26 protein-coding genes and 1 tRNA gene are annotated in these 25561 nt (G+C 62.8%); 26 read left to right on the top strand and 1 reads right to left on the bottom strand.

Features of this window, described 5'->3' with window-relative positions; translation table 11 throughout:
- Positions 1-60: 60 nt before the first annotated feature.
- The 12 genes from AB4Y85_RS01735 to AB4Y85_RS01680 all read left to right on the top strand — a co-directional run bounded on the left by AB4Y85_RS01735 (position 61) and on the right by AB4Y85_RS01680 (position 12441).
- A complete protein-coding gene (locus tag AB4Y85_RS01735) occupies positions 61-1113 on the top strand; it encodes an enoyl-CoA hydratase/isomerase family protein (protein ID WP_441983122.1) in 1053 nt (350 codons plus the stop codon).
- Positions 1113-1568, top strand: coding sequence for a hypothetical protein (locus tag AB4Y85_RS01730; protein WP_441983121.1), 456 nt, complete (start codon positions 1113-1115; stop codon positions 1566-1568). Before AB4Y85_RS01735 ends, AB4Y85_RS01730 begins: the two co-directional genes overlap by 1 nt.
- 313 nt (positions 1569-1881) lie before the next feature.
- The gene (locus AB4Y85_RS01725) at positions 1882-3141 is read left to right on the top strand and encodes a L,D-transpeptidase family protein (RefSeq protein ID WP_441983120.1); all 1260 of its coding nucleotides are present in this window, start codon (positions 1882-1884) and stop codon (positions 3139-3141) included.
- Between the two features lie 174 nt (positions 3142-3315).
- Positions 3316-4620 carry a serine hydroxymethyltransferase gene (gene glyA / locus AB4Y85_RS01720; RefSeq protein ID WP_441983119.1) on the top strand — a complete coding sequence of 435 codons (1305 nt, stop codon included), beginning with the start codon at positions 3316-3318 and terminating at the stop codon, positions 4618-4620.
- A gap of 15 nt (positions 4621-4635) precedes the next feature.
- On the top strand, positions 4636-5139 hold the full coding sequence (nrdR, locus tag AB4Y85_RS01715; protein ID WP_441983118.1) for a transcriptional regulator NrdR: 504 nt from the start codon (positions 4636-4638) through the stop codon (positions 5137-5139).
- Positions 5139-6257, top strand: coding sequence for a bifunctional diaminohydroxyphosphoribosylaminopyrimidine deaminase/5-amino-6-(5-phosphoribosylamino)uracil reductase RibD (gene ribD / locus AB4Y85_RS01710; RefSeq protein WP_441983117.1), 1119 nt, complete (start codon positions 5139-5141; stop codon positions 6255-6257). The genes nrdR and ribD overlap by 1 nt, the downstream gene beginning before the upstream one ends.
- Positions 6257-6892 (top strand): riboflavin synthase, encoded by a 636-nt coding sequence (locus AB4Y85_RS01705; RefSeq protein WP_441983116.1) that lies wholly within the window; start codon positions 6257-6259, stop codon positions 6890-6892. Before ribD ends, AB4Y85_RS01705 begins: the two co-directional genes overlap by 1 nt.
- 99 nt (positions 6893-6991) lie before the next feature.
- Entirely contained in the window at positions 6992-7480 is a 489-nt protein-coding gene (gene ribH / locus AB4Y85_RS01700; protein WP_441983115.1) for a 6,7-dimethyl-8-ribityllumazine synthase, read from the top strand.
- Positions 7481-7482: 2 nt separating this feature from the next.
- The gene (gene nusB, locus AB4Y85_RS01695; protein ID WP_441983114.1) at positions 7483-7965 is read left to right on the top strand and encodes a transcription antitermination factor NusB; all 483 of its coding nucleotides are present in this window, start codon (positions 7483-7485) and stop codon (positions 7963-7965) included.
- A 29-nt stretch (positions 7966-7994) separates the two neighbouring features.
- Positions 7995-8984, top strand: a complete 990-nt coding sequence (gene thiL / locus AB4Y85_RS01690; protein ID WP_441983113.1) for a thiamine-phosphate kinase — start codon at positions 7995-7997, stop codon at positions 8982-8984.
- Positions 8959-10158 (top strand): MFS transporter, encoded by a 1200-nt coding sequence (locus AB4Y85_RS01685; RefSeq protein ID WP_441983112.1) that lies wholly within the window; start codon positions 8959-8961, stop codon positions 10156-10158. Before thiL ends, AB4Y85_RS01685 begins: the two co-directional genes overlap by 26 nt.
- A 156-nt stretch (positions 10159-10314) precedes the next feature.
- Entirely contained in the window at positions 10315-12441 is a 2127-nt protein-coding gene (locus tag AB4Y85_RS01680; RefSeq protein WP_441983111.1) for a sodium-translocating pyrophosphatase, read from the top strand.
- A gap of 124 nt (positions 12442-12565) precedes the next feature.
- On the opposite strand, the gene AB4Y85_RS01675 is transcribed toward AB4Y85_RS01680, so the two are convergent.
- Complete coding sequence (locus AB4Y85_RS01675; RefSeq protein WP_441983110.1) at positions 12566-13021, bottom strand: outer membrane protein assembly factor BamE; 456 nt, start codon at positions 13019-13021, stop codon at positions 12566-12568.
- Between the two features lie 103 nt (positions 13022-13124).
- Between AB4Y85_RS01675 and AB4Y85_RS01670 the strand changes: the two genes are divergently transcribed.
- The 14 genes from AB4Y85_RS01670 (at position 13125) to nuoG (ending at position 25547) form a co-directional block, all read left to right on the top strand.
- The gene (locus AB4Y85_RS01670; RefSeq protein WP_441983109.1) at positions 13125-13670 is read left to right on the top strand and encodes a ubiquinol-cytochrome C chaperone family protein; all 546 of its coding nucleotides are present in this window, start codon (positions 13125-13127) and stop codon (positions 13668-13670) included.
- Positions 13667-14182, top strand: a complete 516-nt coding sequence (locus AB4Y85_RS01665; protein ID WP_441983108.1) for a YceD family protein — start codon at positions 13667-13669, stop codon at positions 14180-14182. The genes AB4Y85_RS01670 and AB4Y85_RS01665 overlap by 4 nt, the downstream gene beginning before the upstream one ends.
- 144 nt (positions 14183-14326) lie before the next feature.
- Positions 14327-15361 (top strand): phosphate acyltransferase PlsX, encoded by a 1035-nt coding sequence (gene plsX, locus AB4Y85_RS01660; RefSeq protein ID WP_441983107.1) that lies wholly within the window; start codon positions 14327-14329, stop codon positions 15359-15361.
- Between the two features lie 11 nt (positions 15362-15372).
- Positions 15373-16350, top strand: coding sequence for a beta-ketoacyl-ACP synthase III (locus tag AB4Y85_RS01655; RefSeq protein ID WP_441983106.1), 978 nt, complete (start codon positions 15373-15375; stop codon positions 16348-16350).
- Between the two features lie 181 nt (positions 16351-16531).
- Entirely contained in the window at positions 16532-16843 is a 312-nt protein-coding gene (locus tag AB4Y85_RS01650) for an integration host factor subunit alpha (protein WP_441983105.1), read from the top strand.
- A 22-nt stretch (positions 16844-16865) separates the two neighbouring features.
- Complete coding sequence (locus tag AB4Y85_RS01645; RefSeq protein ID WP_441983104.1) at positions 16866-17360, top strand: MerR family transcriptional regulator; 495 nt, start codon at positions 16866-16868, stop codon at positions 17358-17360.
- 158 nt (positions 17361-17518) lie between these two features.
- A tRNA-Asp gene (locus tag AB4Y85_RS01640) sits at positions 17519-17595 on the top strand.
- Positions 17596-18210: 615 nt separating this feature from the next.
- Complete coding sequence (locus AB4Y85_RS01635) at positions 18211-18576, top strand: NADH-quinone oxidoreductase subunit A (protein WP_441983103.1); 366 nt, start codon at positions 18211-18213, stop codon at positions 18574-18576.
- Positions 18567-19151 (top strand): NuoB/complex I 20 kDa subunit family protein, encoded by a 585-nt coding sequence (locus AB4Y85_RS01630; RefSeq protein ID WP_441983102.1) that lies wholly within the window; start codon positions 18567-18569, stop codon positions 19149-19151. The genes AB4Y85_RS01635 and AB4Y85_RS01630 overlap by 10 nt, the downstream gene beginning before the upstream one ends.
- A gap of 14 nt (positions 19152-19165) precedes the next feature.
- Positions 19166-19768: an NADH-quinone oxidoreductase subunit C gene (locus AB4Y85_RS01625; RefSeq protein ID WP_441983101.1), complete on the top strand. Its 603-nt coding sequence runs from the start codon at positions 19166-19168 to the stop codon at positions 19766-19768.
- A gap of 17 nt (positions 19769-19785) precedes the next feature.
- Positions 19786-20976: an NADH-quinone oxidoreductase subunit D gene (locus AB4Y85_RS01620; RefSeq protein WP_441983100.1), complete on the top strand. Its 1191-nt coding sequence runs from the start codon at positions 19786-19788 to the stop codon at positions 20974-20976.
- A gap of 115 nt (positions 20977-21091) precedes the next feature.
- Entirely contained in the window at positions 21092-22144 is a 1053-nt protein-coding gene (nuoE, locus tag AB4Y85_RS01615) for an NADH-quinone oxidoreductase subunit NuoE (protein WP_441983099.1), read from the top strand.
- A 15-nt stretch (positions 22145-22159) separates the two neighbouring features.
- Positions 22160-23461 carry an NADH-quinone oxidoreductase subunit NuoF gene (gene nuoF / locus AB4Y85_RS01610; protein WP_441983098.1) on the top strand — a complete coding sequence of 434 codons (1302 nt, stop codon included), beginning with the start codon at positions 22160-22162 and terminating at the stop codon, positions 23459-23461.
- A gap of 7 nt (positions 23462-23468) precedes the next feature.
- The gene (gene nuoG / locus AB4Y85_RS01605) at positions 23469-25547 is read left to right on the top strand and encodes an NADH-quinone oxidoreductase subunit NuoG (RefSeq protein ID WP_441983097.1); all 2079 of its coding nucleotides are present in this window, start codon (positions 23469-23471) and stop codon (positions 25545-25547) included.
- Positions 25548-25561: the final 14 nt, after the last annotated feature.

Raw genomic sequence — 25561 nt, 5'->3', positions numbered from 1 at the left:
TTGATACATTGACGCAGACGCGCGGCCTTGTTTAATCCGCCGAGAGGATGGGAGTTTGTGATGGACGAGAGCCCGGAAGTCATTTGCGAAAAGCACGGCGAAGCGGGCCTGATCACGCTCAACCGTCCGCGAGCCCTCAACGCCCTGACGCTGACCATGGTCCGCGAGATGCGCCTGGCGCTCGATGCATGGGCCGATGATCCTTACATCACCAGGGTGGTCGTTCGCGGCGCCGGCGACAAGGCCTTCTGCGCGGGCGGCGACATCCGGCGGCTGACGGAAACGCTCAAGGCAGGTGAGCGCGAGGAGGCGTTGGCCTTCTGGCGTGAGGAGTACCAGCTCAACATCCGGATCAAGCGCTATCCGAAACCCTATGTCTCCCTCATCGACGGCATCGTCATGGGCGGCGGTGTCGGCATCTCCCTGCACGGTGCGTATCGCGTGGCGGGGGATCGCTATCTCTTCGCCATGCCGGAAGTCGGTATCGGATTTTTCCCCGATGTGGGTGCGACCTATGCCCTGCCGCGCCTGCCGGGAGAAACGGGCATGTATCTCGCGCTGACTGGGGACCGGGTGAAGCGGGCCGATGCGGTGATGCTCGGCCTCGCCACCCATTCCGTTGCCAGCGAGAACATGGAGGGAGTGTTGCAGGACCTGGCTTCGGGCACCCCCGTCGAGGCTGTCCTGGCGAAAGCCGCATCCGATCCCGGCCCGGCGCCGTTGGCGGAGCACCGCGACACCATCGACACCTGCTTCTCAGGCCGAAGCGTGGCAGAGGTGCTCCAGCGTCTCGACGAGGCGGCCGCAAGCGGCTCGGACTTCGCTGCCAGAACGGCTTCAAGCATGCGCGCCAAGTCGCCGACCAGCATGAGCATCGCTTTCGAGCAGGTCCGCCGCGGCGCCTCCCTCGATTTCGAGGATGCCATGAAGACAGAATTCCGTATCGTCTCCCGTATCGGCGAGGGACAGGATTTTTATGAAGGCGTCCGCGCCGTCCTGATAGACAAGGATAACCAGCCCCGCTGGCAGCCCGCCTCCCTGGAAGAGGTGCGGCGCGAGACGGTCGAGCACTATTTCGCCAGTCTTGGCGAGAACGATCTGGAGATAGCCTGATGGCAAAGAACGGCAGCCTGCCTGCCCATGAGGCACCCAGGGATTACCTGAGCGACCGCATCGAGGAGCGCCCGTCGTCCCAGGCTTCCATGCGCTGGGCCTCCCTTCTGACTTGGTTCATGCGTCTTCTCTCGATCATCTGGATCATGAAGGGTCTGAGTTCCTGGGCCATCATCCTCGGCGTCTGGACGCCTATCGGCCAGTTTGAGGTTCGCTCCACGGGCTATCAGGCTACCATCATCTATTTCGCCTTGATCGATCTCATCGCGGCTGTCGGCCTTTGGATGGCAAGCACCTGGGGTGGGATCATGTGGCTTCTGGCCGTCATGAGCCACCTCATTCTGGCGGCATTCTTTCCTGGTATCGTCTCCAGCGGAATCCTGACCATCGCCTTCTTCCTGACCCTGATTGCCGTCTATCTGGCTGTCTCCTGGCTGGCTGCGCGGGAAGAATAGCAAAAACAATATTTTGCTGGGTTTTTCGTAGGTATGGCGTGAGGCCAGGCTTTGCTGCGGGCTCCATGGGAGCCTAAGCCTCACGGAGAAGTGTATCCTCCAAACAACACTTCAACATTACATATGGGCGTAAGGCGGTTTCCAGGGATGGGGAGGCCATCGAGGAAGATTTTGCCATAAAACGGCCCCGATGTTCTTCGTTTTCGATACCGTTCCTTAATCCTATCCCGGCACTTTCCCGGGAGCGGAGGCAGTCCAAGACCACCATCCGCTGTTTCCGTTATCGACCCTCTAACGAGAAGAGCCTGCGCTCATGTTGTCCCGCCGTGCCCTCCTGACAGGATCGCTTGCCCTTGTGTTCACGCCGGCCACCGTCGCCTTGGCGCAGACCCAGGCTGAGTGGTCGCAGAATTACGAGGCAGTTTCGCGCACCCGTGTGCAGCGCACCTCGACGCCCATGCTCTCGGCCGAGTCCTTAGCTGCGACCGAGCAGATGATCGAATATTACCGCAACATCTCCGCTCGCGGCGGCTGGATGCCGGTTCAGGGCGTCCAGGGCCTGCGCGTCGGCTCCAAGAGCCCGGCGGTGATGGCTCTGCGTCAGCGCCTGATCATCACGGGCGATCTCGACCAGAACGCAGGCGAGTCGCCGATCTATGATTCCTACGTCGAAGCAGCCGTTCGCCGCTTCCAGGCCCGTCACGGTATCAGCTCCACCGGCACGGTGAGCGCGCCGACGGTCGCCGCCATGAACGTGCCGGTCGATATTCGCATCCGCCAGCTTGAGATCAACGTGAGCCGCCTGCGCAGCCTCGTTTCCGGCGGGCTTCCCAACCGGTATGCGGTCGCCAACATTCCCGCCGCTCTCGTAGAGACGGTGGAGGGTGGCATGGTCCATACCCGTCACGCCGCCGGCGTCGGCAAGAGCGACCGTCAATCGCCGCTGCTGAACTCGAAGATTGTCGAGGTCAACTTCAATCCGTTCTGGACGGCTCCCGCCTCCGTCGTGAAGAAGGACCTCATTCCGAAGATGCAGAAGGAGCCGAATTACCTGGCCGAGAACAAGATCCGCATCTTCAACGGTGCAGGTCAGGAAATTCCTTCCAGCCAGGTCAACTGGTTCTCGGACGAGGCGACCCGCTATCGTTTCCGCCAGGATCCGGGCGGCGACCTCAACTCCATGGGCTTCGTGCGCATCAACATCCCGAACCAGCACGGCGTCTACATGCACGACACGCCCTCCAAGGGCATCTTCGGCGACGATTTCCGCTTCGTGTCCTCTGGCTGCATCCGCATCCAGAACGTGCGCGACTACATCGAGTGGCTGCTGAAGGACACTCCCGGTTGGAGCCGCGAGCAGATCGACGCCACCTTCAAGTCCGGCGAGCGCATCGACGCCCGCCTCGCGACGGCTGTTCCGATCCATTGGATCTACATGACCGCCTGGGCGACCCCGGACGGCCTCGTGCAGTTCCGCGACGACATCTACAACAAGGATGGCCTCGGCAACGCGATCCCGGTGGCCAGCCGCACCCCGACCGAGCCGGATGAGGAAATGTTCCTCCAGAACTGAGGTTCTAGGTCGAAATTACCAGCAGCCCGCCTCTCGGCGGGCTGTTCCGTTTCAAAAGCTTGGTAGCCATGTCCCAGCCGGGTTGGCGGGTTCCATCGGCCCGTGATAAAGCCCTGTCCAGTTTATCGCGAGCGGCCGGTCGTGACCGGGCTCGGAGCAGGGTGAGGGTTGACCATGAGCGCGAGTGAAGCGGCACGTAGCCATCTGTCCAACAGCTTTTTCTCGGCGAGCCTCGCCGATAGCGATCCCGAGATCGCCCGCGCCATCGAGCTTGAGCTCGGCCGCCAGCGCGACGAGATCGAACTGATCGCCTCTGAGAACATCGTCTCCCGCGCCGTGCTCGAAGCCCAAGGCTCGGTGATGACGAACAAGTACGCGGAAGGCTATCCGGGTCGCCGCTACTATGGCGGCTGTCAGTTCGTGGACATGGCCGAGGAACTGGCTATCGACCGCGCCAAGCGCCTGTTCGACTGCAAGTTCGCCAACGTCCAGCCCAATTCCGGCTCGCAGGCCAATCAGGCCGTGTTCATGGCGCTCATGAAGCCGGGCGATACCTTCATGGGCCTCGACCTCGCCTGCGGTGGCCACCTGACCCACGGCTCCCCGGTCAACATGTCCGGCAAGTGGTTCAACGTGGTGAGCTACAAGGTCCGCGAGAGCGACCAGATCATCGACATGGACGAGGTGGCCGAACTCGCCCGCACCCACAAGCCCAAGGTGATCGTGGCCGGTGGCTCGGCCTATTCCCGTTTCTGGGATTTCGCCCGCTTCCGCGAGATCGCGGATGAGGTCGGCGCGTTCTTCATGGTCGATATCGCCCACTTCGCAGGCCTCGTGGCGGGCGGCGCGCATCCGTCGCCGTTCCCTCATGCCCATGTGGTCACCACCACGACCCACAAGACCCTGCGCGGACCGCGCGGCGGCATGATCCTCACCAACGAGGAGGACATCGCCAAGAAGGTCAATTCCGCGATCTTCCCCGGTCTCCAGGGTGGCCCGCTCATGCACGTGATCGCCGCCAAGGCCGTGGCCTTCGGCGAGGCTTTGCGCCCCGAGTTCAAGCTCTATGCCCGCTCGGTCGTCGAGAACGCCAAGGTGCTGGCCGATAGCATGCTCGCCAACGGCTATGACATCGTGGCAGGCGGTACGGACAACCACCTGATGCTGGTGGACCTGCGCCCGAAGAAGCTCACCGGCAAGGCTGCCGAGGCTGCGATGGGCCGCGCGCACATCACCTGCAACAAGAACGGCGTTCCCTTCGATCCAGAGAAGCCGATGGTGACGTCTGGTGTCCGTCTCGGCACTCCCGCCGCCACCTCGCGCGGCTTCGGCGTGTCCGAGTTCAAGAAGGTCGGCGAGCTGATCGTCGAGACCCTCGACGGGCTGGCGAAGAACGGCGACGAGGCGAATGCCTCAGTCGAGGAATCGGTGAAGACCCGCGTCCACGAGCTGACCCGCCGCTTCCCGATCTACGCCTAACACTCGGATCGACAAATGCGCTGTCCCTATTGCGGGAGTCTCGACACTCAGGTGAAGGACTCTCGGCCCACGGACGATTCCTCCTCCATCCGCCGCCGCCGCATCTGTCCGGATTGCGGCGGTCGGTTCACGACCTTTGAGCGTGTGCAGCTGCGCGAGTTGACGGTGGTGAAGCGTTCGGGACGGCGTGTGCCTTTCGATAGGGACAAGCTCCAGCAATCGGTGGATGTAGCCCTGCGCAAACGCTCGGTCGATCCCGACCGGGTGGAGCGCATGATCAACGGCATCGTCCGCCAGCTCGAGAGCATGGGCGAAGGCGATGTGCCGAGCGAGACCGTGGGCGAGCTGGTCATGGAAGGGCTCAAGGGCCTCGATGACGTGGCCTATGTGCGTTTCGCCTCGGTCTACAAGAACTTCCGTGAGGCGAGGGACTTCGAGGAGATCCTCGGCAAGCTCGCCGAGGAGCCCGAGGAGGACACGCCTCCCGCTCGCAAGAAAAAGCCCGCGCAGTCCGAGTGATGGAAAAAGCCGACAGAGCGGCGCAGGACATGCGCTTCATGCGCCTGGCGATTACCCTGGGCGAGCGCAACCTTGGCCTCACCTGGCCAAACCCATCCGTTGGGGCCGTTGTGGTGGATGAGAGCGGCGATTCCCCCGTCATCATCGCGCAGGGAGCCACCCAGCCGGGCGGACGTCCCCATGCGGAGCGTGTCGCGCTTGGCTCTGCCGGCGAGCGGGCGAGGGGTGCTACGCTCTATGTTTCGTTGGAGCCATGCGCACACCACGGCAAGACGCCGCCTTGCGCTGAAGGGGTGATCGAGGCAGGCATCGCTCGTGTCGTCTCTGCCATCGAAGACCCCGATTCCCGCGTCGCCGGTCATGGCCATAATCTTATGCGGGCAGCTGGAATCGAGGTCGTCACAGGCTGCCTTGAACCGCTCGCCCGCCGCGCTCATCGCGGCCACATCACCCGCGTTACAAAAGGGCGGCCCGCCGTCACCGTGAAGCTGGCGCGCACCACGGAAGGCCTCGCCGGCTCGCGGCAGGGGCCTCGCCTGATTATCACGGGTGAGATCGCCAATCGCAAAGTCCATCTGATGCGCGCCCATGCGGATGCCGTTATGGTGGGCGTGGGCACGGTGCTGGCCGATGATCCATTGCTCAATGTGCGCCTGCCGGGGCTTGAGAGCCGCTCGCCTCTTCGCGTCGTGATCGATTCTCAGTTGCGGTTGCCGCTTTCCGCCCGGCTTGTCGCAGGCGCGCGCGAGGTCCCGACCTGGATCGTCACGACGGTCGAAGCGCCTATCGAGGCTGAAAAAGCCCTCGTTGCACAGGGCGTCGAGGTCTTGCGGGTCTCGTCCGAGAATAACGGGCGAGTTTCTCTGCCCGGGGCCCTGGCCCTGCTCGGAACACGCGGCCTGACGCGCATTTTCTGCGAAGGCGGCCCCGATCTTGCGGATGCGCTGGCTCAAGGGGACCTCATCGATGAGCTCGTTCTGGTGACGGGACGATCCGCGCGCGGGCAGGGCGATGTTCCGGCCCTCGGCCTTGCCTTGCAGGACCGCATGGACGCTTTGAATCTTTATGCCGACGAACAGGTCGGCTCCGATCTTTTCATGTTCTGGGAGAGGCCTTGATGTTCACCGGCATTGTCACCGATATCGGCGAGGTCGTATCGGCGGAAGGCACACAGGGCACCCTGAAGCGCCTGCGCATTCACTCGTCGTACGATCCGGCCACCATCGCGCTCGGCGCCTCCATCGCCTGCGGCGGGCCGTGCCTGACCGTCGTCGCGGTGGGGAAACGCGAGGGAGGCTGCTGGTTCGACGTGGACGCCGCCGCCGAGACGCTCGAGCGCACCACCGTCGGCGAATGGCAGGCTGGCACCCGCATCAACCTCGAACGGTCCCTCAAGATCGGTGACGAGCTCGGCGGCCATATCGTCACGGGGCATGTGGATGGTCTTGCCACCATCGTGGCGCGGGAGGCGATCACCGCAGGCGACGACCCCTGGGGGCCGACCGCCCGCTTCACGCTCAAGGTTCCGGTGTTGTTGGCGGCTTATATCGCGGAGAAGGGCTCCGTCTGCCTCGACGGGACGTCGCTCACCGTGAATTCCGTGAACGACGACATGTTCTCGGTACTCATCATTCCGCACACCCTCGCGGTGACGACCTGGGGCGACCGGAAGGTGGGCGATAAGCTGAACCTGGAGGTCGATCTCATGGCCCGCTACGCCGCACGCCTTGCGGACGCTCGCCGGGCGGGGTAGGGGAACGCTAACTCTCGATATAGCTCTCATCCGTAGATGATGGCCTTTCAGGCCTCCTCAGGATGAGGGGCGATTCTGATTAAAGGTTTCAGGACTCCCATGGTCTCGCATTCCGCCAAGCCCCAAGCCGCCCGTGCCCCGGTTCCGGGTGCTCGAATCCTCGTCGTCGAGGCACGCTTCTATGACGATATCGCCGACGAGCTTCTGCGCGGCGTACACGGCGCTGTCGAAGCGGCGCAGGCCAGCATGGATGTGCTGACCCTCGACGGTGCGCTTGAGATTCCCGCGACCGTCGCCATCGCGCTCGATGCCGCGGCGAAGGCAGGCAAGCCCTATGACGCGGTCGTAACCCTCGGCTGCGTGATCCGCGGCGAGACCGGACATTATGACATCGTGGCGGGTGAAAGTGCCCGCGCGCTCATGGATTTGTCTGTCGCCCGCAAGATCCCGCTCGCCAACGGCATCCTGACCGTCGAGAATGACAAGCAGGCATGGACCCGGGCCAACGTGAATGAATTGAATAAGGGCGCGGGAGCCGTGGAAGCCGCGCTCGCCGTTCTTCGCATCAAACGCAAGCTGGAGGCCTGATCATGACGAAGCCTGCAGAGCGCTCTGCCGCTCGCCTTGCTGCCGTCCAGGCCCTCTATCAGATGGACGTGTCGGGCAAGAGCGTGATCGATGCCCTCGCGGAATTCGAGGCCTTCTGGATCGGCCGCGAGGTCGAGGGCATCGAGTTCAAGCCGTCGGACATCGAATTCTTCCGCAATGTCATTTCAGGCGTCGTCGAAAATCAGCGTTCCATCGACGTGAAGGTCGACAAGACTCTTTCCGAGGGCTGGCCCCTTCGCCGCATCGAGGCCGTGCTCCGCGCCATCCTGCGCGCGGGCGGCTATGAACTCATGTACCGCAAGGACGTTCCGGCTCGCGTCGTCATCACCGAATATGTTGACGTGACCCACGGCTTTTACGGCGACGACGAGCCCGGCCTCGTGAACGCCGTTCTCGACAATCTTACGCGCGAAGTGCGCCCCGGCGAGCTGGAGAAGAAAGCCGCAGGGCAGGGCAAGCGGTAAGAGCGATCCATGGCCGGGAAAATCGCCTGATGGCCTCTCCCGAACGCCCTAGCGAAGACAATCTGATCGCGCGCTATTTCGCGCCGATTGCCGGCGAAGGCGGGCTCGGCCTGAAAGACGATGCAGCCTGCCTGACGCCGAAGCCCGGGCACGATCTGGTTGTCACCACCGATGCCCTGGTCGAGACGGTTCACTTTCTGCCCGAAGATTCGCCCGCCTCCACCGCCCGCAAGGCGCTCGGCGTGAACGTGTCGGATCTTGCCGCTAAGGGTGCGGAGCCCACGGGCTTTCTCCTCACATTGGCTCTTCCTGAAAACTGGACGGAAGCCTGGCTCGCCGATTTTTCCGCTGGTCTCGGTGCGGCTTCTCGCGATTTTTCATGCCCGCTCTTAGGGGGAGATACGGTGAAGGCGAAAGGGGCGCTGACACTCTCCGTGACAGCGCTCGGGCAGGTTCCGACAGGCCGCATGATCCGACGTACGACGGCGCAGGAAGCGGATGTCATTTGCGTCAGCGGCACCATCGGCGATGCAGCCTTGGGCCTGCTCCTTCGACGCGATCCGGCATGGGCCGAGAGCCTGTCCGCCGAAGAGGCGGCGCATCTTGCCGACCGTTACCTGCATCCCCAGCCTCGCCATCGTCTGGCGAAGGCGCTGTGCGAGCATGCCAGTGCCGCCATGGATGTGTCGGATGGGCTCGCCGGCGATCTCGCCAAGATGATGCGCGCCTCAGGAGCAAGCGCCGTTGTGGAACTCGACAAGGTTCCTCTCTCTCAGGCTGCGCGTCAGGCCATAGCCGCCGATCCGGCTCTGCTCGATGTCGCGGTGACCGGCGGTGACGATTACGAAATTCTCTGCACTGTGGCGCAGAAGAACCTCGACATGCTGATCGAACAGGCAGATAGCGTGGGCATCACGTTATCCGCTATCGGCCGCGTCGTTGCAGGGCATGAACTGCCGGTCTTTCGGATGCAAGATCGCGAAAGACGCTACGATGCAGGCTCATACTCCCACTTCTGACGCTCTCGCCAAGCGAAACGCTCTCACTCTCGCATTGGCCACCGCCCTCGGCGGGTCGAGCCCTGCCATTGTCGTGTCTCTGGGCGGCCTTGTCGGCCAGAGCCTTGCGGAGAACAAGGAACTGGCGACACTGCCGGTGAGCCTGTTCAATCTCGGGCTCGCGATGGGCACCATCCCGGCCGCGATGATCATGAGGCGTGTCGGGCGGCGCATCGGCTATATCCTTGGAGCGGGCATCGGTCTGTCGGGCGGGTGCCTTGCGGCTTTCGGCATCGCCTCCTGGAGCTTCGTGCTGTTCTGCCTCGGCGCCATGATCGTCGGCATGTACGGCTCTTTCAATCAGAGCTACCGATTCGCTGCGACGGATGCGGCCTCCGATGCTTTCAAGCCGCGTGCCATCGCCTGGGTCATGACCGGTGGGCTGGCCGCCGGGATCATCGGGCCGCAGACGATCATCTGGTTCAGGGACGCCATTCAGACCGCTCCTTTCGCCGGCGCATTCCTCGGTCAGGCCGTTCTTGCCCTCATGTCCATGGTCGTCGTGTCCTTCCTTCGGCCAGCACCCGTCAGCGTTGCGCACAAGGCGGGCGGACGGCCCTTAAGCGAGATCGTGCGGCAGCCTCGGTTCATCGTCGCGGTAACGGCGGGGCTGGTGTCTTACGGCCTCATGAGCTTCCTGATGACCGCGGCGCCTCTCGCGATGATAGGCTGCGGCCACTCGGTCGGAGCGGCAGCATTGGGCATCCAATGGCACATCCTCGCCATGTACGGCCCGAGCTTCTTCACCGGACGTCTGATCGGCCGCTTCGGCAAGCTGCCGGTGACGGCGGCGGGGCTTGTTCTGATCGGGCTTTCGGCGGCCATCGGCCTGTCGGGAATAGAGATCGCGCATTTCTGGGCGACCTTGATCATGCTCGGCATCGGCTGGAACTTCGGCTTCATCGGCGCGACTTCCATGGTGACCGATTGCTATCGTCCCGAGGAGCGCACGAAAGTGCAGGCCGCAAACGACTTTCTCGTGTTCGGCGCCACGGCGACGGCCTCCTTCTCATCGGGCACGCTCCTGAACACCGGAGGTTGGGTTATCGTCAACTGGATGGTCTTCCCGCCGGTCGCAATTGCCCTCGTTCTGCTCGCCTGGCAGCATCGTTCCAAATCCGCCATACCCGCATAAAGTATTAAGGCCTTCTTGTGGGTTTACTGCGAAGTATCGTTGCGAACCGCTTCCTTTTTTGCCACCAAATATGAACTTCGCAGGGGGTAGGGGCCGTTCTAGGCCGATAAACAGGCCTTGAAGAACGGCATTCTGCTTTCCCATAACAAGGATGGCATGATGGAACTGACCCTAATTATTGTGGGCGGTCTGCTCTCGATTGCGTATGGCCTGTGGGCCATTAGCGATGTGATGAAGCGGGACGCCGGTTCGCAGCGCATGCAGGAGATTGCGGGCGCCATTGCTGAAGGCGCAAAGGCATATCTCCGCCGACAATACCTGACGATCGGCATCGTCGGCGTCGTCCTGTTCGTCGTCATTGCCTACCTCCTCGGCCTGCGTGTTGCCTTCGGTTTCGCCATCGGGGCGATTCTCTCCGCTGCCGCGGGCTTCATCGGCATGAACGTCTCCGTCCGCGCCAATGTGCGCACGGCACAGGCGGCTACCCAGTCGCTGGGCGGCGGCCTCGATGTCGCCTTCAAGGCAGGTGCCGTCACGGGCATGCTGGTGGCCGGTCTCGCGCTGCTGGGCGTGTCCATCTACTACGGCTACCTCACCAAGATCGTCGGCCTGAACCCGGCGGACCGCGTGGTCATCGACAGCCTCGTGGCCCTCGGCTTCGGCGCCTCGCTGATTTCGATCTTCGCCCGTCTCGGCGGCGGCATCTTTACCAAGGGCGCCGACGTGGGTGGCGATCTCGTGGGTAAGGTGGAAGCCGGCATTCCCGAAGACGATCCGCGCAATCCCGCCACCATCGCCGACAACGTGGGCGACAATGTCGGCGACTGCGCCGGCATGGCGGCCGACCTGTTCGAGACCTATGCGGTGACCGTGGTCGCCACCATGGTGCTCGGCGCGATCTTCTTCGGCGGGCAACCGATTCTCGAATCGATGCTGCTCTATCCGCTCGCCATCGGTGCAGCCTGCATCGTCACCTCGATCATCGGCACCTTCTTCGTGAAGCTCGGTCAGAACGAGTCCATCATGGGCGCGCTCTACAAGGGCCTCATCGCGACGGGTGTCCTCTCGGCAGCGGCCATCGCCCTCGTCACGTGGCGGGTTATCGGCTTCGGCCCGATTGCCGGTACGGACTATACGGGGCTGGACCTTTTCTGGTGCTCGCTCATCGGCCTTGCGGTCACGGCCTTCATCGTCGTCATCACCGAATATTACACGGGCGTCGGCTTCCGCCCGGTGCGCTCCATCGCACAATCCTCGGTGACAGGCCATGGCACCAACGTGATCCAGGGTCTCGCCGTGTCTCTCGAATCGACCGCGCTGCCGACCATCGTGATCATCGCGGGCATCATCGTGGCCTACTCGTTCGCGGGCCTCTTCGGCATCGCCATTGCGGTGACCGCGATGCTGGCTCTCGCCGGCATGATCGTCGCGCTCGATGCCTTCGGTCCGGTGACGGACAACGCGGGCGGTATTGCCGAAATGGCGGGCCTGCCGAAGGAGGTGCGCAAGTCCACCGACGCGCTCGACGCAGTGGGCAATACCACGAAGGCGGTGACGAAGGGCTACGCCATCGGCTCTGCCGGTCTCGGCGCTCTCGTGCTGTTCGCGGCCTATACCTCGGACCTCGACTACTTCGCCCGAAACGCGGCGCAGTATCCCTACTTCCAGGGCGTGAAGCCGGACTTCTCGCTGACCAATCCCTACGTCGTGGTCGGCCTCCTGTTCGGCGGCCTCATTCCCTTCCTGTTCAGCGGCATCGCCATGACGGCGGTGGGCCGCGCGGCAGGCGCGGTGGTGGAGGAAGTGCGCCGTCAATTCCGTGAGAAGCCGGGCATCATGGCAGGCACCGACCGTCCCGATTATGGGCGTGCGGTGGACATGCTTACCCGTGCGGCGATCAAGGAAATGATCATCCCCTCGCTCCTGCCGGTGCTGGCGCCGATCGTGACCTATTTCGTGATCTACTGGGTCGCGGGCAAGTCACAGGCCTTCTCGGCTGTGGGTGCGATGCTGCTTGGCGTGATCGTCACGGGTATCTTCGTGGCGATCTCCATGACCTCCGGCGGCGGCGCATGGGACAATGCGAAGAAGTCTTTCGAGGACGGCTTCACTGATTCTTCCGGCACCGTTCACCACAAAGGTTCCGAAGCGCACAAGGCTTCGGTCACGGGCGATACCGTCGGCGATCCCTACAAGGACACGGCGGGCCCTGCCGTGAACCCGGCGATCAAGATCACGAACATCATCGCCCTGATGTTGCTTGCGATCCTCGCGCATTCTTAAGAGACCGAGACAATCGATCATCCAGAGCCCGCGGCGTGAGCCGCGGGTTTTTATTTTCGGTGCTCACAAAACGACAATGGCCGGGACATGAGCCCGGCCATTGTCATTGGAACTGTCGAGAAACTTAGGTGCCGAAAGGATTGAAGCTGTTCGTGCCGCGCAGGATCTGGCCGAGGAAGCTGGTTTCCTGGCCACCCGACGGGGTGGTGCGGCTGATGAAGTCGAACACCTTGCCGTCCTGAATGCCGTAAACGGCTACGCGCTCGACCCGCAGGCCGTTGTCGAAATAGACCGCCGCCACGCGCTGATCCACCACCTGCTCGCCCAGGAACTGGAACGTGCGGCGGGAGCGCTGGCTGATGTAGTACCAGCTCTTGTTGCCGACCGTGGAGACGGTCGAGGGCGTGCCGAGGGATGCCAGGACTTGGTCTGCGCTCTGGCCCTTCTTGATCTGAGCCACGACATTCTCATCGAGCTGGTAGCCGCGCTGGAACTCTTCGCCCATCGTGCAGGCAGCAACGGACAGGCCAAGAAATGCCGCAGTAGCCAAGCGTGCCAAAAGAGGTTGATATCGACGCATCGTACGGTTCTTCCAGGAATGCGGCGCGGATAAGCTTGCGCCTGTGGATGGTGATGGCGTAACCCGAGGCTACGAATTTGACAAGCTTGGAAGGGCAAAGGCTGTGATCTTCAGTCTCTTCCGCAAAGACCCCCGGCGCGTTGCCATCGCGGCTCTCTATGCGAGAATCGCCACGGCTTCCCGCGCGCCGGGCCTTTATGCGGCACTTGGTATCCCGGATACCCTGGAGGGGCGCTTCGAGTCCCTCTCTCTCCATATGGTGTTGGCTTTACGGGCCCTGCGCAACCTGCCGGCACCCGCCGATGACGTCGCCAAGGACCTGACCGACGCCTTCTTCCGGGACATGGATGCGTCTCTTCGCGAGATGGGCGTTGGCGACACGGTCGTGCCCAAGCGCATGAAGAAGGTCGCGGAGTCCTTCTTCGGCCGCGCTCACAGCTACGACCCGGCCCTGAATGGCGGCGATGAGGCGGCCCTGGCCGAGGCGCTGGGGCGCAATGCCCTGGGCGGCGAGACACCCGCCGTATCCTTGGCGCGTTATGCCTTTGCGGCGGACCAGGCGTTTAAAGTGGCTGATCTGGATGCCATCCTGGAGACCGGACCTGTTTTTCCCGCGCCTGAGGCCTTCAAAGAGGAGGATAGCCGATGACCCCTGAGACTGTGGGCCCCCTGTCGCGGCTCGTCGACGTCAGAAACATTCCACCGAGGGGCCAGGAGAAACGCGTGGATACGAGCCCCGAGGAGCGCTCAGCGCTTGCTAAGGATTTCGGCTTGCCGGGAATTCGGGCGCTTTCCGGCGAGTACAAGCTCACCAGCACCGCCAAGGGCATTCATGTGGTGGGCGTGGTAAAGGCCTCGATCACCCAGGTGTGCGTCGTGACCATGGAGCCGTTCGATTCCGATATCGCGGAGGACGTCGAGGTCGATTTTGCCGAGCCCTCCGGTATGCCGGCTGAGCCTCCGACCGACATCAACGAATACGAACCCCCGGACGAGATCGTGAATGGCCAAGTGGATTTGGGTGCCCTGACCGCGGAATTCCTAGCTCTCGGCCTTGATCCTTATCCCCGTAAGCCGGGTGTGGATTTCAACCACAACGATCCCGCCGGCGCGAAAGACTCGCCGTTTGCGGCTTTGGGGAAGCTGAAGGGCGAAAAGTAGCGGTTTTCAAAGGGCTAGACGGTTTTCCCAATCGTCAGGCCGTCACGAAAGCCTTATGGGTGCAGGGATAGAATTCGGTTGCGATGCCTCTGCAAACCGCTATTTTCCGCCCCCTGTCCATGCCGAAAGAAAGAATAAGAATTCATGTCGAAGCCAGTGCGTATTTCGCTTGATGCGATGGGGGGGGACCATGGCCCGTCGATCGTCATCCCGGGCGCTGCCCTGGCATTGGAGCGTCATCCCGACATTCGTTTTCTGATGTTCGGCAATGAGGCGATCATCGCCCCCCTCCTGAATGCCCATCCCAAGCTCAAGGAGGCGACGGAGCTTCGCCATACCGATATCTCCATCTCCATGGACGAGAAGCCGAGCCAAGCCATCCGCATGGGGCGCGGCAAGTCCTCCATGTGGCGGGCCGTTCAGGCTGTGAAGGACGGGGAGGCCGATGCCGCCGTGTCCGCCGGCAATACTGGCGCCCTCATGGCGACCGCCAAGATCTGTCTGAAGACCATGGCGCATATCGAGCGCCCGGCCATCGCCGCCATGTGGCCGACCATGCGGGGCGAGAGCATCGTCCTCGACGTGGGCGCCACCATCGGCACAGATGCCGGGCATCTGGTCGATATGGCGATCATGGGCGCCGCCATGGCCCGCATCGTCTTCGATCTCCAGCGCCCGACCGTGGGCCTGCTCAACGTGGGCACCGAGGAGATCAAGGGAATCGAGGCCGTGAAGGAAGCCGGCCGCCTTCTCAAGGAAATGAACGCTCCCCATCTGGACTATCGCGGCTTCGTGGAAGGCGACGATATCGGCAAGGGCACGGTGGACGTGGTGGTGACGGAAGGATTCACAGGCAACATCGCCCTGAAGACCGCCGAGGGCACCGCCAAGCAGATCGGTCAATACCTGCGCTCTGCCATGAGCCGCACCCTGATGGCGAAGATCGGCTATCTCTTCGCGAAACAGGCTTTTAACGCCTTGAGGGACAAGATGGACCCGCGCAAGGTCAACGGCGGAGTCTTCCTCGGTCTGGAAGGTGTCGTCGTGAAGAGCCACGGCGGCACGGACGATCTCGGTTTCGCCAGTGCCATCGACGTGGCCTATGACATGGCGCATTTTGAATTGATGAACACAATCCGGAGCATGCTGGAGCATGACTCGGTCAGCCATACGGCCTGAGGAAGCGCATCTTGAAACGCACCCGTTCCATCGTCCGCGGCGTCGGCTCCTATCTGCCGAAGCGTGTGGTCACGAACCAGGATCTCGAGAAGCAGGTGGAGACGTCGCACGAATGGATCGTGCAGCGCACCGGCATCGAGCAGCGCCACATCGCCGATGACAGCGAGACCACCTCCGTGCTCGGCATCAAAGCCGCCGAGGCGGCGCTGACTGACGCGGGCCTGAAGGCCGAAGACATCGACCTCATCGTCTGCGCCACCTCGACGCCGGACCATACCTTTCCGTCCACGGCCACGATGATCCAGAACGGCCTCGGCATCACCCACGGCGCTGCCTTCGATCTTCAGGCTGTCTGCACCGGATTCGTCTATGCGGTGGCCACTGCCGACAAGTTCCTCCAGTCCGGCTCGCACAAGCGCGCGCTCGTTATCGGCGCCGAGACCTTTTCGCGCATCCTCGACTGGAACGACCGCACCACCTGTGTGCTTTTCGGAGATGGCGCGGGCGCCATCGTGCTGGAGGCTCAGGAAGGCGAGGGCACCTCGACCGACCGCGGCGTCCTGAGTTCCCACCTGCGCTCCGACGGGCGCTACCGGGACAAGCTCTATGTGGATGGCGGCCCGGGCTCCACGAAGACGACCGGCGTTCTCAAGATGGAGGGCCGCGAGGTTTTCAAGTTCGCGGTCGGCATGGTCGCGGACGTGGTGCGGGACGCCTTCGATTCGACAGGGACGAGCGCAGAGGAGCTGAAGTGGTTCGTGCCGCATCAGGCCAACAAGCGCATCATCACCGCGAGCGCCGAGAAGTTGGGCATCGCGCCCGAGAAGGTTGTGATCACCGTCAACAAGCACGGCAACACCTCGGCTGCATCAATCCCTCTGGCGCTCGACGCGGCATGCAAGGACGGGCGCATCCAGAAGCGTGATCTCGTGATGATCGAGGCCATCGGGGGTGGTTTCACCTGGGGCAGCGCCCTTATTCGTTGGTAATCACTGCGCTGCGACAGGCGGTCTCCCAAAAGGGTGATTTCTCTTTTGGGCCCGTTACCCTAGACCATCTGGCCTATGTGGATTTCCTTGACGTTGCCTGTAAGGTTGACCATACGGACCCATCTGCATAGCGTCTTAAGCGCTTGAAACACCAAAGAACTCATTCTGTTCGGGGAGCTCAATGGCTGGCAAAACTGTGACAAGGGCGGACCTGAGCGAGGCCGTTTACCAGAAGGTCGGTCTCTCGCGGACCGAATCGGCGGAACTAGTGGAACGGGTCCTGGCCGAGATCTGCGACAGCCTTGCAGCCGGCAAGACCGTGAAGCTGTCCTCGTTCGGTTCCTTCGTGGTGCGCAGCAAAGGCGAGCGCGTCGGCCGCAACCCGAAGACCGGCGTCGAAGTGCCCATCGACCCGCGCCGGGTCATGGTGTTCAAGCCATCCAATGTGCTCAAGGCCTATATCAACGGCGAGATCATCGAGGGCGAGGACTAGTCGCGCGATGGCAGGAGGCGCCTTGGACAAGAGCCCTGACGCGTTCCGCACCATCAGCGAAGTTGCGGAAGACCTCGACCTGCCGCAGCACGTCCTGCGATTCTGGGAAACACGCTTCAACCACATCAAGCCGCTCAAGCGCGGCGGCGGTCGGCGCTATTATCGCCCGGACGACGTGGATCTGCTCAAGGGCATTCGGCATCTCCTCTACGGCGAAGGCTATACGATCAAGGGCGTCCAGCGCATCCTGAAGGAGGAGGGTGTCCGTTTCGTCCAGGCCGTGGGTCGAGGCGAAGAAAGCGTAGCCGCGCCGCGCCATGAGCCTCAGGATGCCCACCAGGCCGAGGATGACGACCGGCTCGCCCCGCTCGATGACGAGGCCGACACCCACGCACCGGACCATGCCTTTTCCGAGGATGCTCTTCAAAAGCTTCAAGGCGCCTTGGACGACCTGATCGAATGCGACCGGGTGCTCCGTTCCCTGAAAGCCCCGAGCGAGCCTGTTTCCGCTGAATGAGCCGGCACGGAACGGCCCGGCTCATTACCTTCGGGGAGCCTGAAACAACCGGATTGCAAAGTTTTCGGGACCTTCGCGAAAATGGTTGAACGGAACGCTTGACAGGGGTCGGGGTGCCGCTTAAACCGCACCCACTCACCGCTTCGGCGGTCCAATGCGCGGGCGTAGCTCAGTTGGTTAGAGTGCCGGCCTGTCACGCCGGAGGTCGCGGGTTCGAGCCCCGTCGCCCGCGCCACTTATCCCCTGCAAAGTCAAATAGTTAAACTGGAAACGACAGCTTCACCGCAGGCGAAGCGTAGCGCCTTTTCGCGGCTTATCGCACTTTTCCTCTGTCTCAAGCACCGAGCGCGGTTCGGGTGCGCGCGATGCAAGGGCAGTAAGGCGTTCCGCCATGTCCGCATCCAGGTACTTTCCGAGCTCCTTCAGTTGGGTTGCCCACCTCACCAGCCCGCTCTTCCATTCCTCGGACACGTGGTAATTGGTCCCTCCGCGCTCCGACGGCCAGGACCTTTCCGATTGTTTCCTTGATCCAGGGCACCTAAAATCGGGGCAGAGCAGCGATTCAGGCCAAGCTTGACGAGGTTATTAGGGTCAAAGCCGAATCCGCCGGAAATCAAGCCCAGGATCGCGCTAGCCCCTGGGCTGCCAAGGCTGCGGATAAAGCCACATCTCAGTTTGGAATGGTTCTTTTTGCGGCAGTGCAAACACTTGTCAGGGCAGGGGATCTCGGATAAGCCTCCCCGCACAAACCGCCGTTTGTCGCAGGACCTTTATTTGGGCGTTTCTGTGGCTTAAATGCGTGGCATGTCGCCGGCCTTTCCAGCCGCGCTCCGTTCCTTCTAGGTGTCGTATGACGAATCTTCTCGCCGACTACCTGCCTCTCGTAATCTTCATCGGCGTGTCTCTCCTGATCGGGGTGGCGCTGCTCGTGGCCCCGTTCCTGGTGGCCTACAGCAAGCCCGACTCGGAGAAGCTTTCGGCCTACGAGTGCGGGTTCAATGCCTTTGACGACGCACGCATGAAATTCGACGTGCGCTTCTATCTGGTCGCCATCCTCTTCATCATCTTCGATCTGGAAGTGGCGTTCCTGTTCCCCTGGGCAATCACGTTCGGGAACCTGGGCTGGTTCGGCTTTATTTCAATGATGATCTTCCTGGGCGTCCTGACGGTCGGTTTCGTCTATGAGTGGAAGAAGGGAGCCCTGGAATGGGATTGATCTCCGAGAACGCCTCGACCCTCGTGGCTCCCGCACCTCGCGGGATCATCGACCCGAATACGGGAAAGCCGGTCGGCTCCACTGACCCCTATTTCGTTTCCATCAACGACGAGTTGTCCGACAAGGGCTTCCTCGTCACTTCCACTGAAGACCTCATCACCTGGGCGCGCACCGGCTCGCTCATGTGGATGACCTTCGGCTTGGCCTGCTGCGCGGTCGAGATGATGCAGATGTCCATGCCTCGCTACGATGTCGAGCGTTTCGGCTTTGCGCCCCGCGCCTCGCCGCGCCAGTCGGACGTGATGATCGTCGCCGGCACGCTGACCAACAAGATGGCTCCGGCTCTGCGCAAGGTCTACGACCAGATGCCCGAGCCCCGCTATGTCATCTCCATGGGCTCCTGCGCCAATGGCGGCGGCTATTACCATTATTCCTACTCGGTGGTTCGTGGGTGCGACCGTATCGTTCCCGTGGATATCTATGTGCCTGGTTGCCCTCCGACGGCTGAAGCGCTCCTCTACGGCGTGCTGCTTCTCCAGAAGAAGATCCGCCGCACAGGCACCATCGAGCGCTGAGCAAGGGTCATTTCATGAGTGCTGACCTCCAAGTCCTGAGCGATCACATCGCCGCGTCCCTCGGTGACGCGATCGAGGATCGCGCCATCTCTTATGGCGAGCTGACCCTGGTCGCTCGCCGGGACGATATCGTGCGCGTGATCGCCTTCCTGCGGGACGACCCGCAGTGCCGTTTCGTCTGCTTCATCGATATCTGCGGAGCGGATTATCCGGCCCGCGAGAAGCGCTTCGATGTGGTGTACCATCTGCTGTCGCCGTACCAGAATACCCGCATCCGCGTGAAGGTGCAGACGGACGAGGTCACCCCTGTCCCCTCGCTCATCGGCCTTTTCCCGGCGGCCAACTGGTTCGAGCGTGAGACGTATGATCTTTACGGCGTCCTGTTCTCGGGCCATCCGGACCTGCGTCGTCTGCTGACCGATTATGGCTTCGAAGGTCATCCGCTCCGCAAGGACTTCCCGATGACCGGCTATGTCGAGGTTCGCTACGACGACGGCCAGGGCCGCGTGGTCTACGAGCCCGTGAAGCTCAACCAGGAATTCCGCAACTTCGACTTCCTCTCTCCCTGGGAAGGCACGGATTACGTGCTGCCCGGCGATGAGAAGGCCAAGGCATAAGGCGGAAAGGGCGACCCATGGGCGAGCATAACATCCGCAACTTCACCATCAATTTCGGTCCGCAGCATCCGGCAGCGCACGGTGTGCTGCGCCTCGTGCTAGAGCTCGACGGAGAGATCGTCGAGCGCGTCGATCCGCATATCGGCCTGCTTCATCGCGGCACCGAGAAGCTGATCGAGTACAAGACCTACGTTCAGGCAAATCCCTATTTCGACCGGCTCGACTATGTCGCGCCGATGAACCAGGAACATGCCTATTGCATGGCTGTCGAGAAGCTTCTCGGCATCGCAGTGCCGCGCCGCGCGCAGCTGATCCGCGTTCTCTATTCCGAGATCGGGCGCCTGCTTTCTCACCTCCTCAACGTGACGACGCAGGCCATGGACGTCGGCGCCCTCACGCCGCCACTCTGGGGCTTCGAGGAGCGCGAGAAGCTCATGATCTTCTATGAGCGCGTCTCAGGCTCGCGCATGCACGCCAACTATTTCCGCCCCGGCGGCGTGAGCATGGACATCCAGCCCGAGCTGATCGACGACATCGAAGCATTCTGCGATCCGTTCCTGACGGTGCTGGACGATCTCGATACTCTCGTCATGGGCAGCCGCATCTTCAAGCAGCGCAATGTCGATATCGGCGTACTCACGCTCGATGATTGCTGGAAGTGGGGCTTCTCGGGTCCTATCGTCCGCAGTTGCGGTGTCGCGTGGGACTTGCGCAAGTCTCAGCCCTACGAGTGCTACGAGGAAATGGAGTTCGACATTCCTGTCGGCCTCAACGGCGACAACTATGACCGTCAGGTCATCCGCATGGAAGAAATGCGCCAGTCCGTGCGCATCATGCGCCAGTGCCTCGACAAGCTGCGCGCGCCGGATGGGCAGGGGCCAGTAGCGACCCTCGATGGCAAGGTGGCTCCCCCGTCCCGCAAGGACATGAAGCGCTCCATGGAAGCGCTGATCCACCACTTCAAGCTCTACACGGAAGGCTTCCACGTCCCGGCGGGCGAGGTCTATACCGCCGTGGAGGCCCCGAAGGGTGAGTTCGGCGTGTATCTGGTCTCGGACGGCACCAACAAGCCGTACCGCTGCCACGTCCGCGCTCCGGGATTCGCTCACCTGCAGGGCATGGATTTCATGTGCCGCGGCCACATGCTGGCCGACGTCGCAGGCATTCTCGGCTCCATCGACATCGTGTTCGGTGAAGTGGATAGGTAAGTTTTTAAACCGCGCCCGGTCTCGGGCACGGCATCGCGCCGCAAGGCGTGTTGAACGAGTTCAAGTCGTGGATGGCCGGGCAAGACCCGGCCATGGCGATGAGGAGAAGAGTTAAATGGCCGTTCGTAAGCTCGCGCCTGAAGAGTTGCAGCCGAAAAGCTTCGTGTTCTCCGCTGAGACCGAGGCTTTCGCAGAACAGCAGATCGCCAAGTACCCGTCCGACCGACAGGCTTCGGCGGTGATCGCGCTGTTGTGGAAGGCGCAGGAACAGGCCGGCGGCTGGTTGCCCCGCAAGGCCATCGAAGCCGTGGCCGCCCGTCTGGACATGCCCGACATCCGCGTGATGGAAGTGGCGACCTTCTACACGATGTTCAACCTCGAGCCGGTTGGAAAGCATTTCATCCAGTTCTGCGGCACCACTCCTTGCGTGCTGCGCGGCGCGGGCGACATCAAGAAGGTTCTTGAAAAGCGCATCGGCGAGCAGAACCACGTCACCGCCGACGGCAAGTTCTCGTGGCTCGAAGTCGAGTGCCTGGGCGCCTGTTCCAATGCGCCGATGGTGCAGATCAACGACGATTACTACGAGGACCTGACACCTGAGAATTTCGAGAAGCTTCTCGACGATCTCGCGGCAGGCCGTCCAGTCAAGACCGGTTCGCAGATCGGCCGTAACCGCTCCGAGCCTTTCGAGGCCGTGAACACCCTTCTGGATCCGGCGCTTTACGACGGTTCCGTGGTCGGCGCATGGCGTAAGCGCTTCGAGGAGCAGGCCAAGCCCGCCGAGACCGGTGAGGCCCATGCCGCGACCGCGAGCGTGCCAGGAGAGGTCAAGGCTGCGAAGCCCACGGCAGGCCGCGCCATCGAGAGCGATGCCGCCGACACGCCGGCCAAGCGTGCCAAGGAAGGCGAGGCTCCGATCAAGCCGGTCGACCAGAAGGAAGCCGCCGATCCGTCCCGCGCGACCAAGGTCGAGGCCAAGACGGAAGGTGCCGCTACGCCTGCGCCGCAGAGCGGCAAATCCTATGTGACGACGCCGGGTGAGGGTGCTACTCCGGCAAGCCCCACGACGCCGGAAGCCGGGACGCCTCCGTCCCAGGCCGAGACGCGCCGTGACGGCAGCGAGAGCAAGCCGGGCGTTGTTGTCGACAAAGACAACAAGACGTCCTGAGGGGAGTGAACGGGAATGCTTCAGGACAGAGATCGTATCTTCACTAACCTCTACGGCTTCCATTCGCCGGGGCTCCAGGCCGCCAAGATGCGCGGCGCTTGGGACGGAACCAAGTTCCTGCTCGAGAAGGGCCGCGACTGGATCATCGACGAGATGAAGGCGTCCGGTCTGCGTGGACGTGGCGGCGCGGGCTTCCCCACCGGCCTGAAATGGTCGTTCATGCCCAAGCAGTCGGATGGCCGTCCGCATTACCTTGTGGTCAATGCCGACGAGTCGGAGCCGGGTACCTGTAAGGACCGCGAGATCATGCGGAACGATCCGCATCTTCTCGTCGAAGGCTGCCTCCTGGCTTCCTTCGCCATGGGCGCTCACGCGGCCTATATCTACATTCGCGGCGAATACATCGCCGAGCGCCATGCGCTCCAGCGCGCGGTGGACGAGGCTTACGAGGCCGGTCTCATCGGCAAGAACAACATTCACGGCTATCCCTTCGACCTCTATGTCCACCACGGCGCAGGCGCTTACATCTGCGGCGAGGAGACGGCTCTCATCGAGAGCATGGAAGGCAAGAAGGGCATGCCCCGCATGAAGCCTCCGTTCCCGGCGAATATGGGCCTCTATGGCTGCCCGACGACGGTGAACAACGTGGAGTCGATTGCGGTCGCGGGCACCATCCTGCGTCGCGGCGCTTCCTGGTTCTCCAGCATCGGCCGTCCCAACAACGTCGGCACCAAGCTGTTCTGCGTGTCGGGCCACGTGAACAAGCCGTGCAACGTGGAAGAGGCCATGGGCCTGACCTTCCGCGAGTTGATCGACACCCATTGCGGCGGCATCCGGGGCGGCTGGGACAACCTGCTCGCCGTGATCCCCGGCGGTTCGTCGGTCCCTTGCGTGCCTGCCGACCAGATCATCGATGCGCCGATGGATTTCGACACCCTGCGCAACCTGCGCTCGGGTCTCGGCACCGCTGCCGTGATCGTCATGGACAAGTCCACCGACATCGTCCGCGCCATTGCCCGCATCTCGTACTTCTACAAGCACGAGAGCTGCGGCCAGTGCACGCCGTGCCGTGAGGGCACAGGCTGGATGTGGCGCGTGCTCAACCGCATGGCCGAGGGCCGCGCCCAGAAGCGCGAAATCGACATGCTGCTCGAAGTCTCGACCCAGATCGAAGGCCACACCATCTGCGCGCTCGGCGACGCGGCAGCATGGCCGGTCCAGGGTCTGATCCGCCACTTCCGTCACGAGATCGAGAAGCGGATTGACGACTACGCGGCGAACCCGCATTCAGAATCCGTCATGATCGCGGCGGAGTGAGATAGAGATGGCTAAAATCATCGTTGATGGCGTCGAGGTAGACGTCCCCGTCGAATTCACGCTGCTCCAGGCCGCCGAGGCCGCGGGCGCGGAAGTTCCGCGCTTCTGCTACCACGAGCGCCTTTCGATCGCCGGCAATTGCCGCATGTGCCTCGTCGAGGTGAAGGGCGCGCCGAAGCCGGTCGCATCCTGCGCCTGGGGCGTGCGCGATTGCCGTCCGGGCCCGAACGGCGAGCCGCCGGAAATCTCCACCAAGTCGCCGACCGTAAAGAAGGCGCGCGAAGGTGTGATGGAGTTCCTGCTCATCAACCACCCGCTCGATTGCCCGATCTGCGACCAGGGCGGCCAGTGCGACCTGCAGGACCAGGCCATGGCCTACGGCGTCGATACCAGCCGTTACCATGAGAACAAGCGCGCGGTGACCGACAAGTATCTCGGCCCACTGGTGCGCACCTCCATGAACCGCTGCATCCACTGCACCCGCTGCGTGCGCTTCACCGACGAGGTGGCGGGCGTGCCGGATATGGGTGCCCTGTGGCGCGGCGAGGACATGGAGATCACGAGCTATCTCGAGCGGGCGCTCGGATCCGAACTTCAGGCCAACATCGCGGATCTTTGCCCGGTCGGCGCGCTTACCCATAAGCCCGAATCCTTCCACTTCCGTCCGTGGGAGCTCACCAAGACCGATTCCGTCGACGTGATGGATGCGGTCGGCTCCGCGATCCGCGTCGATTCCCGTGGCCGCGAGGTCATGCGCATCTTGCCGCGCGTGAACGAAGCGGTGAACGAGGAGTGGATCACTGACAAGACACGCCAGATCGTCGATGGCCTGCGCCTCCAGCGTCTCGACCGGCCCTTCGTGCGTGAGAATGGCCGCCTGCGCCCGGCCTCCTGGCAGGAAGCGTTCGGCGCCATTGCCAAAAAGGTGAAGGGTACTTCGCCCCAGAAGATTGGCGCCATCGTCGGCGATCTTGCTGCGGTCGAAGAGATGTTCGCTCTGAAGCTTCTCATGGAAAGCCTCGGCGTGAAGAATGTCGATGCCCGCCAGGACGGCACGGTGCTGTCGCCTGCCTACGGCCGTGGCTCCTACCTCTTCAACTCCACCATCGCCGGCATCGAGGATGCGGACGCGATCCTGATCGTGGGCTCCAACCCGCGCATCGAGGCCTCGCTCGTCAATGTGCGCATCCGCAAGCGTTGGCGCGTGGCTCCGCCGCCGATCGCTCTGATCGGCGAGCATGCCGACCTGACCTACCCCTATGATTATCTCGGCGCCGGTTCTGAAACCCTGGCCGAGCTCGTTGCCGGCCGCCACAGCTTCATCGAGAAGCTGAAGGGCGCCGAGCGTCCGCTGATCATCGTGGGGCAGGGCGCTCTCTCGCGTCCGGATGGCCTCGCAATCCTCTCCGCGGTGGCGCAGCTTGCCCGCGACGTGAATGCGGTCACGGATAACTGGAACGGTCTCTCGGTTCTCCACACCGCCGCCGCCCGCGTCGGCGCGCTCGATCTCGGCCTCGTGCCGGGTGAGGGCGGCCTGACCGCTCAGCAGATGGCGCAGGGTGGTGTCGAGGTACTGTTCAACCTCGGCGCCGACGAAATCGACATCGCTCCTGGCGCCTTCGTGATATACCAAGGCACCCATGGTGACCGTGGCGCTCACCGCGCCGACGTGATCCTGCCCGGCGCGACCTACACGGAAAAGTCCGGCACCTACGTGAACACGGAAGGCCGGGTGCAGCTCGCCAACCGCGCAGCCTTCGCTCCGGGCGAAGCGCGTGAGGACTGGGCGATCCTGCGTGCCCTGTCCGATGTGCTGGGCCACCGCCTGCCGTTCGACTCGCTGAACGCCCTTCGTGCGAAGCTCTATGCGGCCCATTCGCATTTCGCTTCCATCGACAGGGTTCAGCCCGCCGATGGTGCAGCTGCGATCCAGGCTCTCGCCGGGATCGGCGGCGCACCGGGCCGCGAGGCGCTCATCAGCCCTGTGAAAGACTTTTATCTGACGAACCCCATTGCCCGCGCCTCCGGCGTCATGGCCGAGTGCTCCGCGCTCGCCCGTGAGCTGAAGCTCGAAGCGGCAGAATAAGAGGGAGGAGAGTA

The organism is Microvirga sp. 2YAF29, from assembly GCF_052114605.1.
In the GTDB taxonomy this organism is placed as follows: Bacteria; Pseudomonadota; Alphaproteobacteria; order Rhizobiales; family Beijerinckiaceae; genus Microvirga.
Note: the sequence above shows the minus strand (reverse complement) of the source record. Positions and strands in the feature narration are given on the sequence as shown.

Excerpts from the sequence above, each read along its gene's own strand:
- AB4Y85_RS01735 (WP_441983122.1), top strand. The coding sequence starts at position 61 with ATGGACGAGAGCCCGGAAGTCATTTGCGAAAAGCACGGCGAAGCGGGC.
- AB4Y85_RS01730 (WP_441983121.1), top strand. The coding sequence starts at position 1,113 with ATGGCAAAGAACGGCAGCCTGCCTGCCCATGAGGCACCCAGGGATTAC.
- AB4Y85_RS01725 (WP_441983120.1), top strand. The coding sequence starts at position 1,882 with ATGTTGTCCCGCCGTGCCCTCCTGACAGGATCGCTTGCCCTTGTGTTC.
- glyA (WP_441983119.1), top strand. The coding sequence starts at position 3,316 with ATGAGCGCGAGTGAAGCGGCACGTAGCCATCTGTCCAACAGCTTTTTC.
- nrdR (WP_441983118.1), top strand. The coding sequence starts at position 4,636 with ATGCGCTGTCCCTATTGCGGGAGTCTCGACACTCAGGTGAAGGACTCT.
- ribD (WP_441983117.1), top strand. The coding sequence starts at position 5,139 with ATGGAAAAAGCCGACAGAGCGGCGCAGGACATGCGCTTCATGCGCCTG.
- AB4Y85_RS01705 (WP_441983116.1), top strand. The coding sequence starts at position 6,257 with ATGTTCACCGGCATTGTCACCGATATCGGCGAGGTCGTATCGGCGGAA.
- ribH (WP_441983115.1), top strand. The coding sequence starts at position 6,992 with ATGGTCTCGCATTCCGCCAAGCCCCAAGCCGCCCGTGCCCCGGTTCCG.
- nusB (WP_441983114.1), top strand. The coding sequence starts at position 7,483 with ATGACGAAGCCTGCAGAGCGCTCTGCCGCTCGCCTTGCTGCCGTCCAG.
- thiL (WP_441983113.1), top strand. The coding sequence starts at position 7,995 with ATGGCCTCTCCCGAACGCCCTAGCGAAGACAATCTGATCGCGCGCTAT.
- AB4Y85_RS01685 (WP_441983112.1), top strand. The coding sequence starts at position 8,959 with ATGCAGGCTCATACTCCCACTTCTGACGCTCTCGCCAAGCGAAACGCT.
- AB4Y85_RS01680 (WP_441983111.1), top strand. The coding sequence starts at position 10,315 with ATGATGGAACTGACCCTAATTATTGTGGGCGGTCTGCTCTCGATTGCG.
- AB4Y85_RS01675 (WP_441983110.1), bottom strand. The coding sequence starts at position 13,021 with ATGCGTCGATATCAACCTCTTTTGGCACGCTTGGCTACTGCGGCATTT.
- AB4Y85_RS01665 (WP_441983108.1), top strand. The coding sequence starts at position 13,667 with ATGACCCCTGAGACTGTGGGCCCCCTGTCGCGGCTCGTCGACGTCAGA.
- plsX (WP_441983107.1), top strand. The coding sequence starts at position 14,327 with ATGTCGAAGCCAGTGCGTATTTCGCTTGATGCGATGGGGGGGGACCAT.
- AB4Y85_RS01650 (WP_441983105.1), top strand. The coding sequence starts at position 16,532 with ATGGCTGGCAAAACTGTGACAAGGGCGGACCTGAGCGAGGCCGTTTAC.
- AB4Y85_RS01635 (WP_441983103.1), top strand. The coding sequence starts at position 18,211 with ATGACGAATCTTCTCGCCGACTACCTGCCTCTCGTAATCTTCATCGGC.
- AB4Y85_RS01630 (WP_441983102.1), top strand. The coding sequence starts at position 18,567 with ATGGGATTGATCTCCGAGAACGCCTCGACCCTCGTGGCTCCCGCACCT.
- AB4Y85_RS01625 (WP_441983101.1), top strand. The coding sequence starts at position 19,166 with ATGAGTGCTGACCTCCAAGTCCTGAGCGATCACATCGCCGCGTCCCTC.
- AB4Y85_RS01620 (WP_441983100.1), top strand. The coding sequence starts at position 19,786 with ATGGGCGAGCATAACATCCGCAACTTCACCATCAATTTCGGTCCGCAG.
- nuoE (WP_441983099.1), top strand. The coding sequence starts at position 21,092 with ATGGCCGTTCGTAAGCTCGCGCCTGAAGAGTTGCAGCCGAAAAGCTTC.
- nuoF (WP_441983098.1), top strand. The coding sequence starts at position 22,160 with ATGCTTCAGGACAGAGATCGTATCTTCACTAACCTCTACGGCTTCCAT.
- nuoG (WP_441983097.1), top strand. The coding sequence starts at position 23,469 with ATGGCTAAAATCATCGTTGATGGCGTCGAGGTAGACGTCCCCGTCGAA.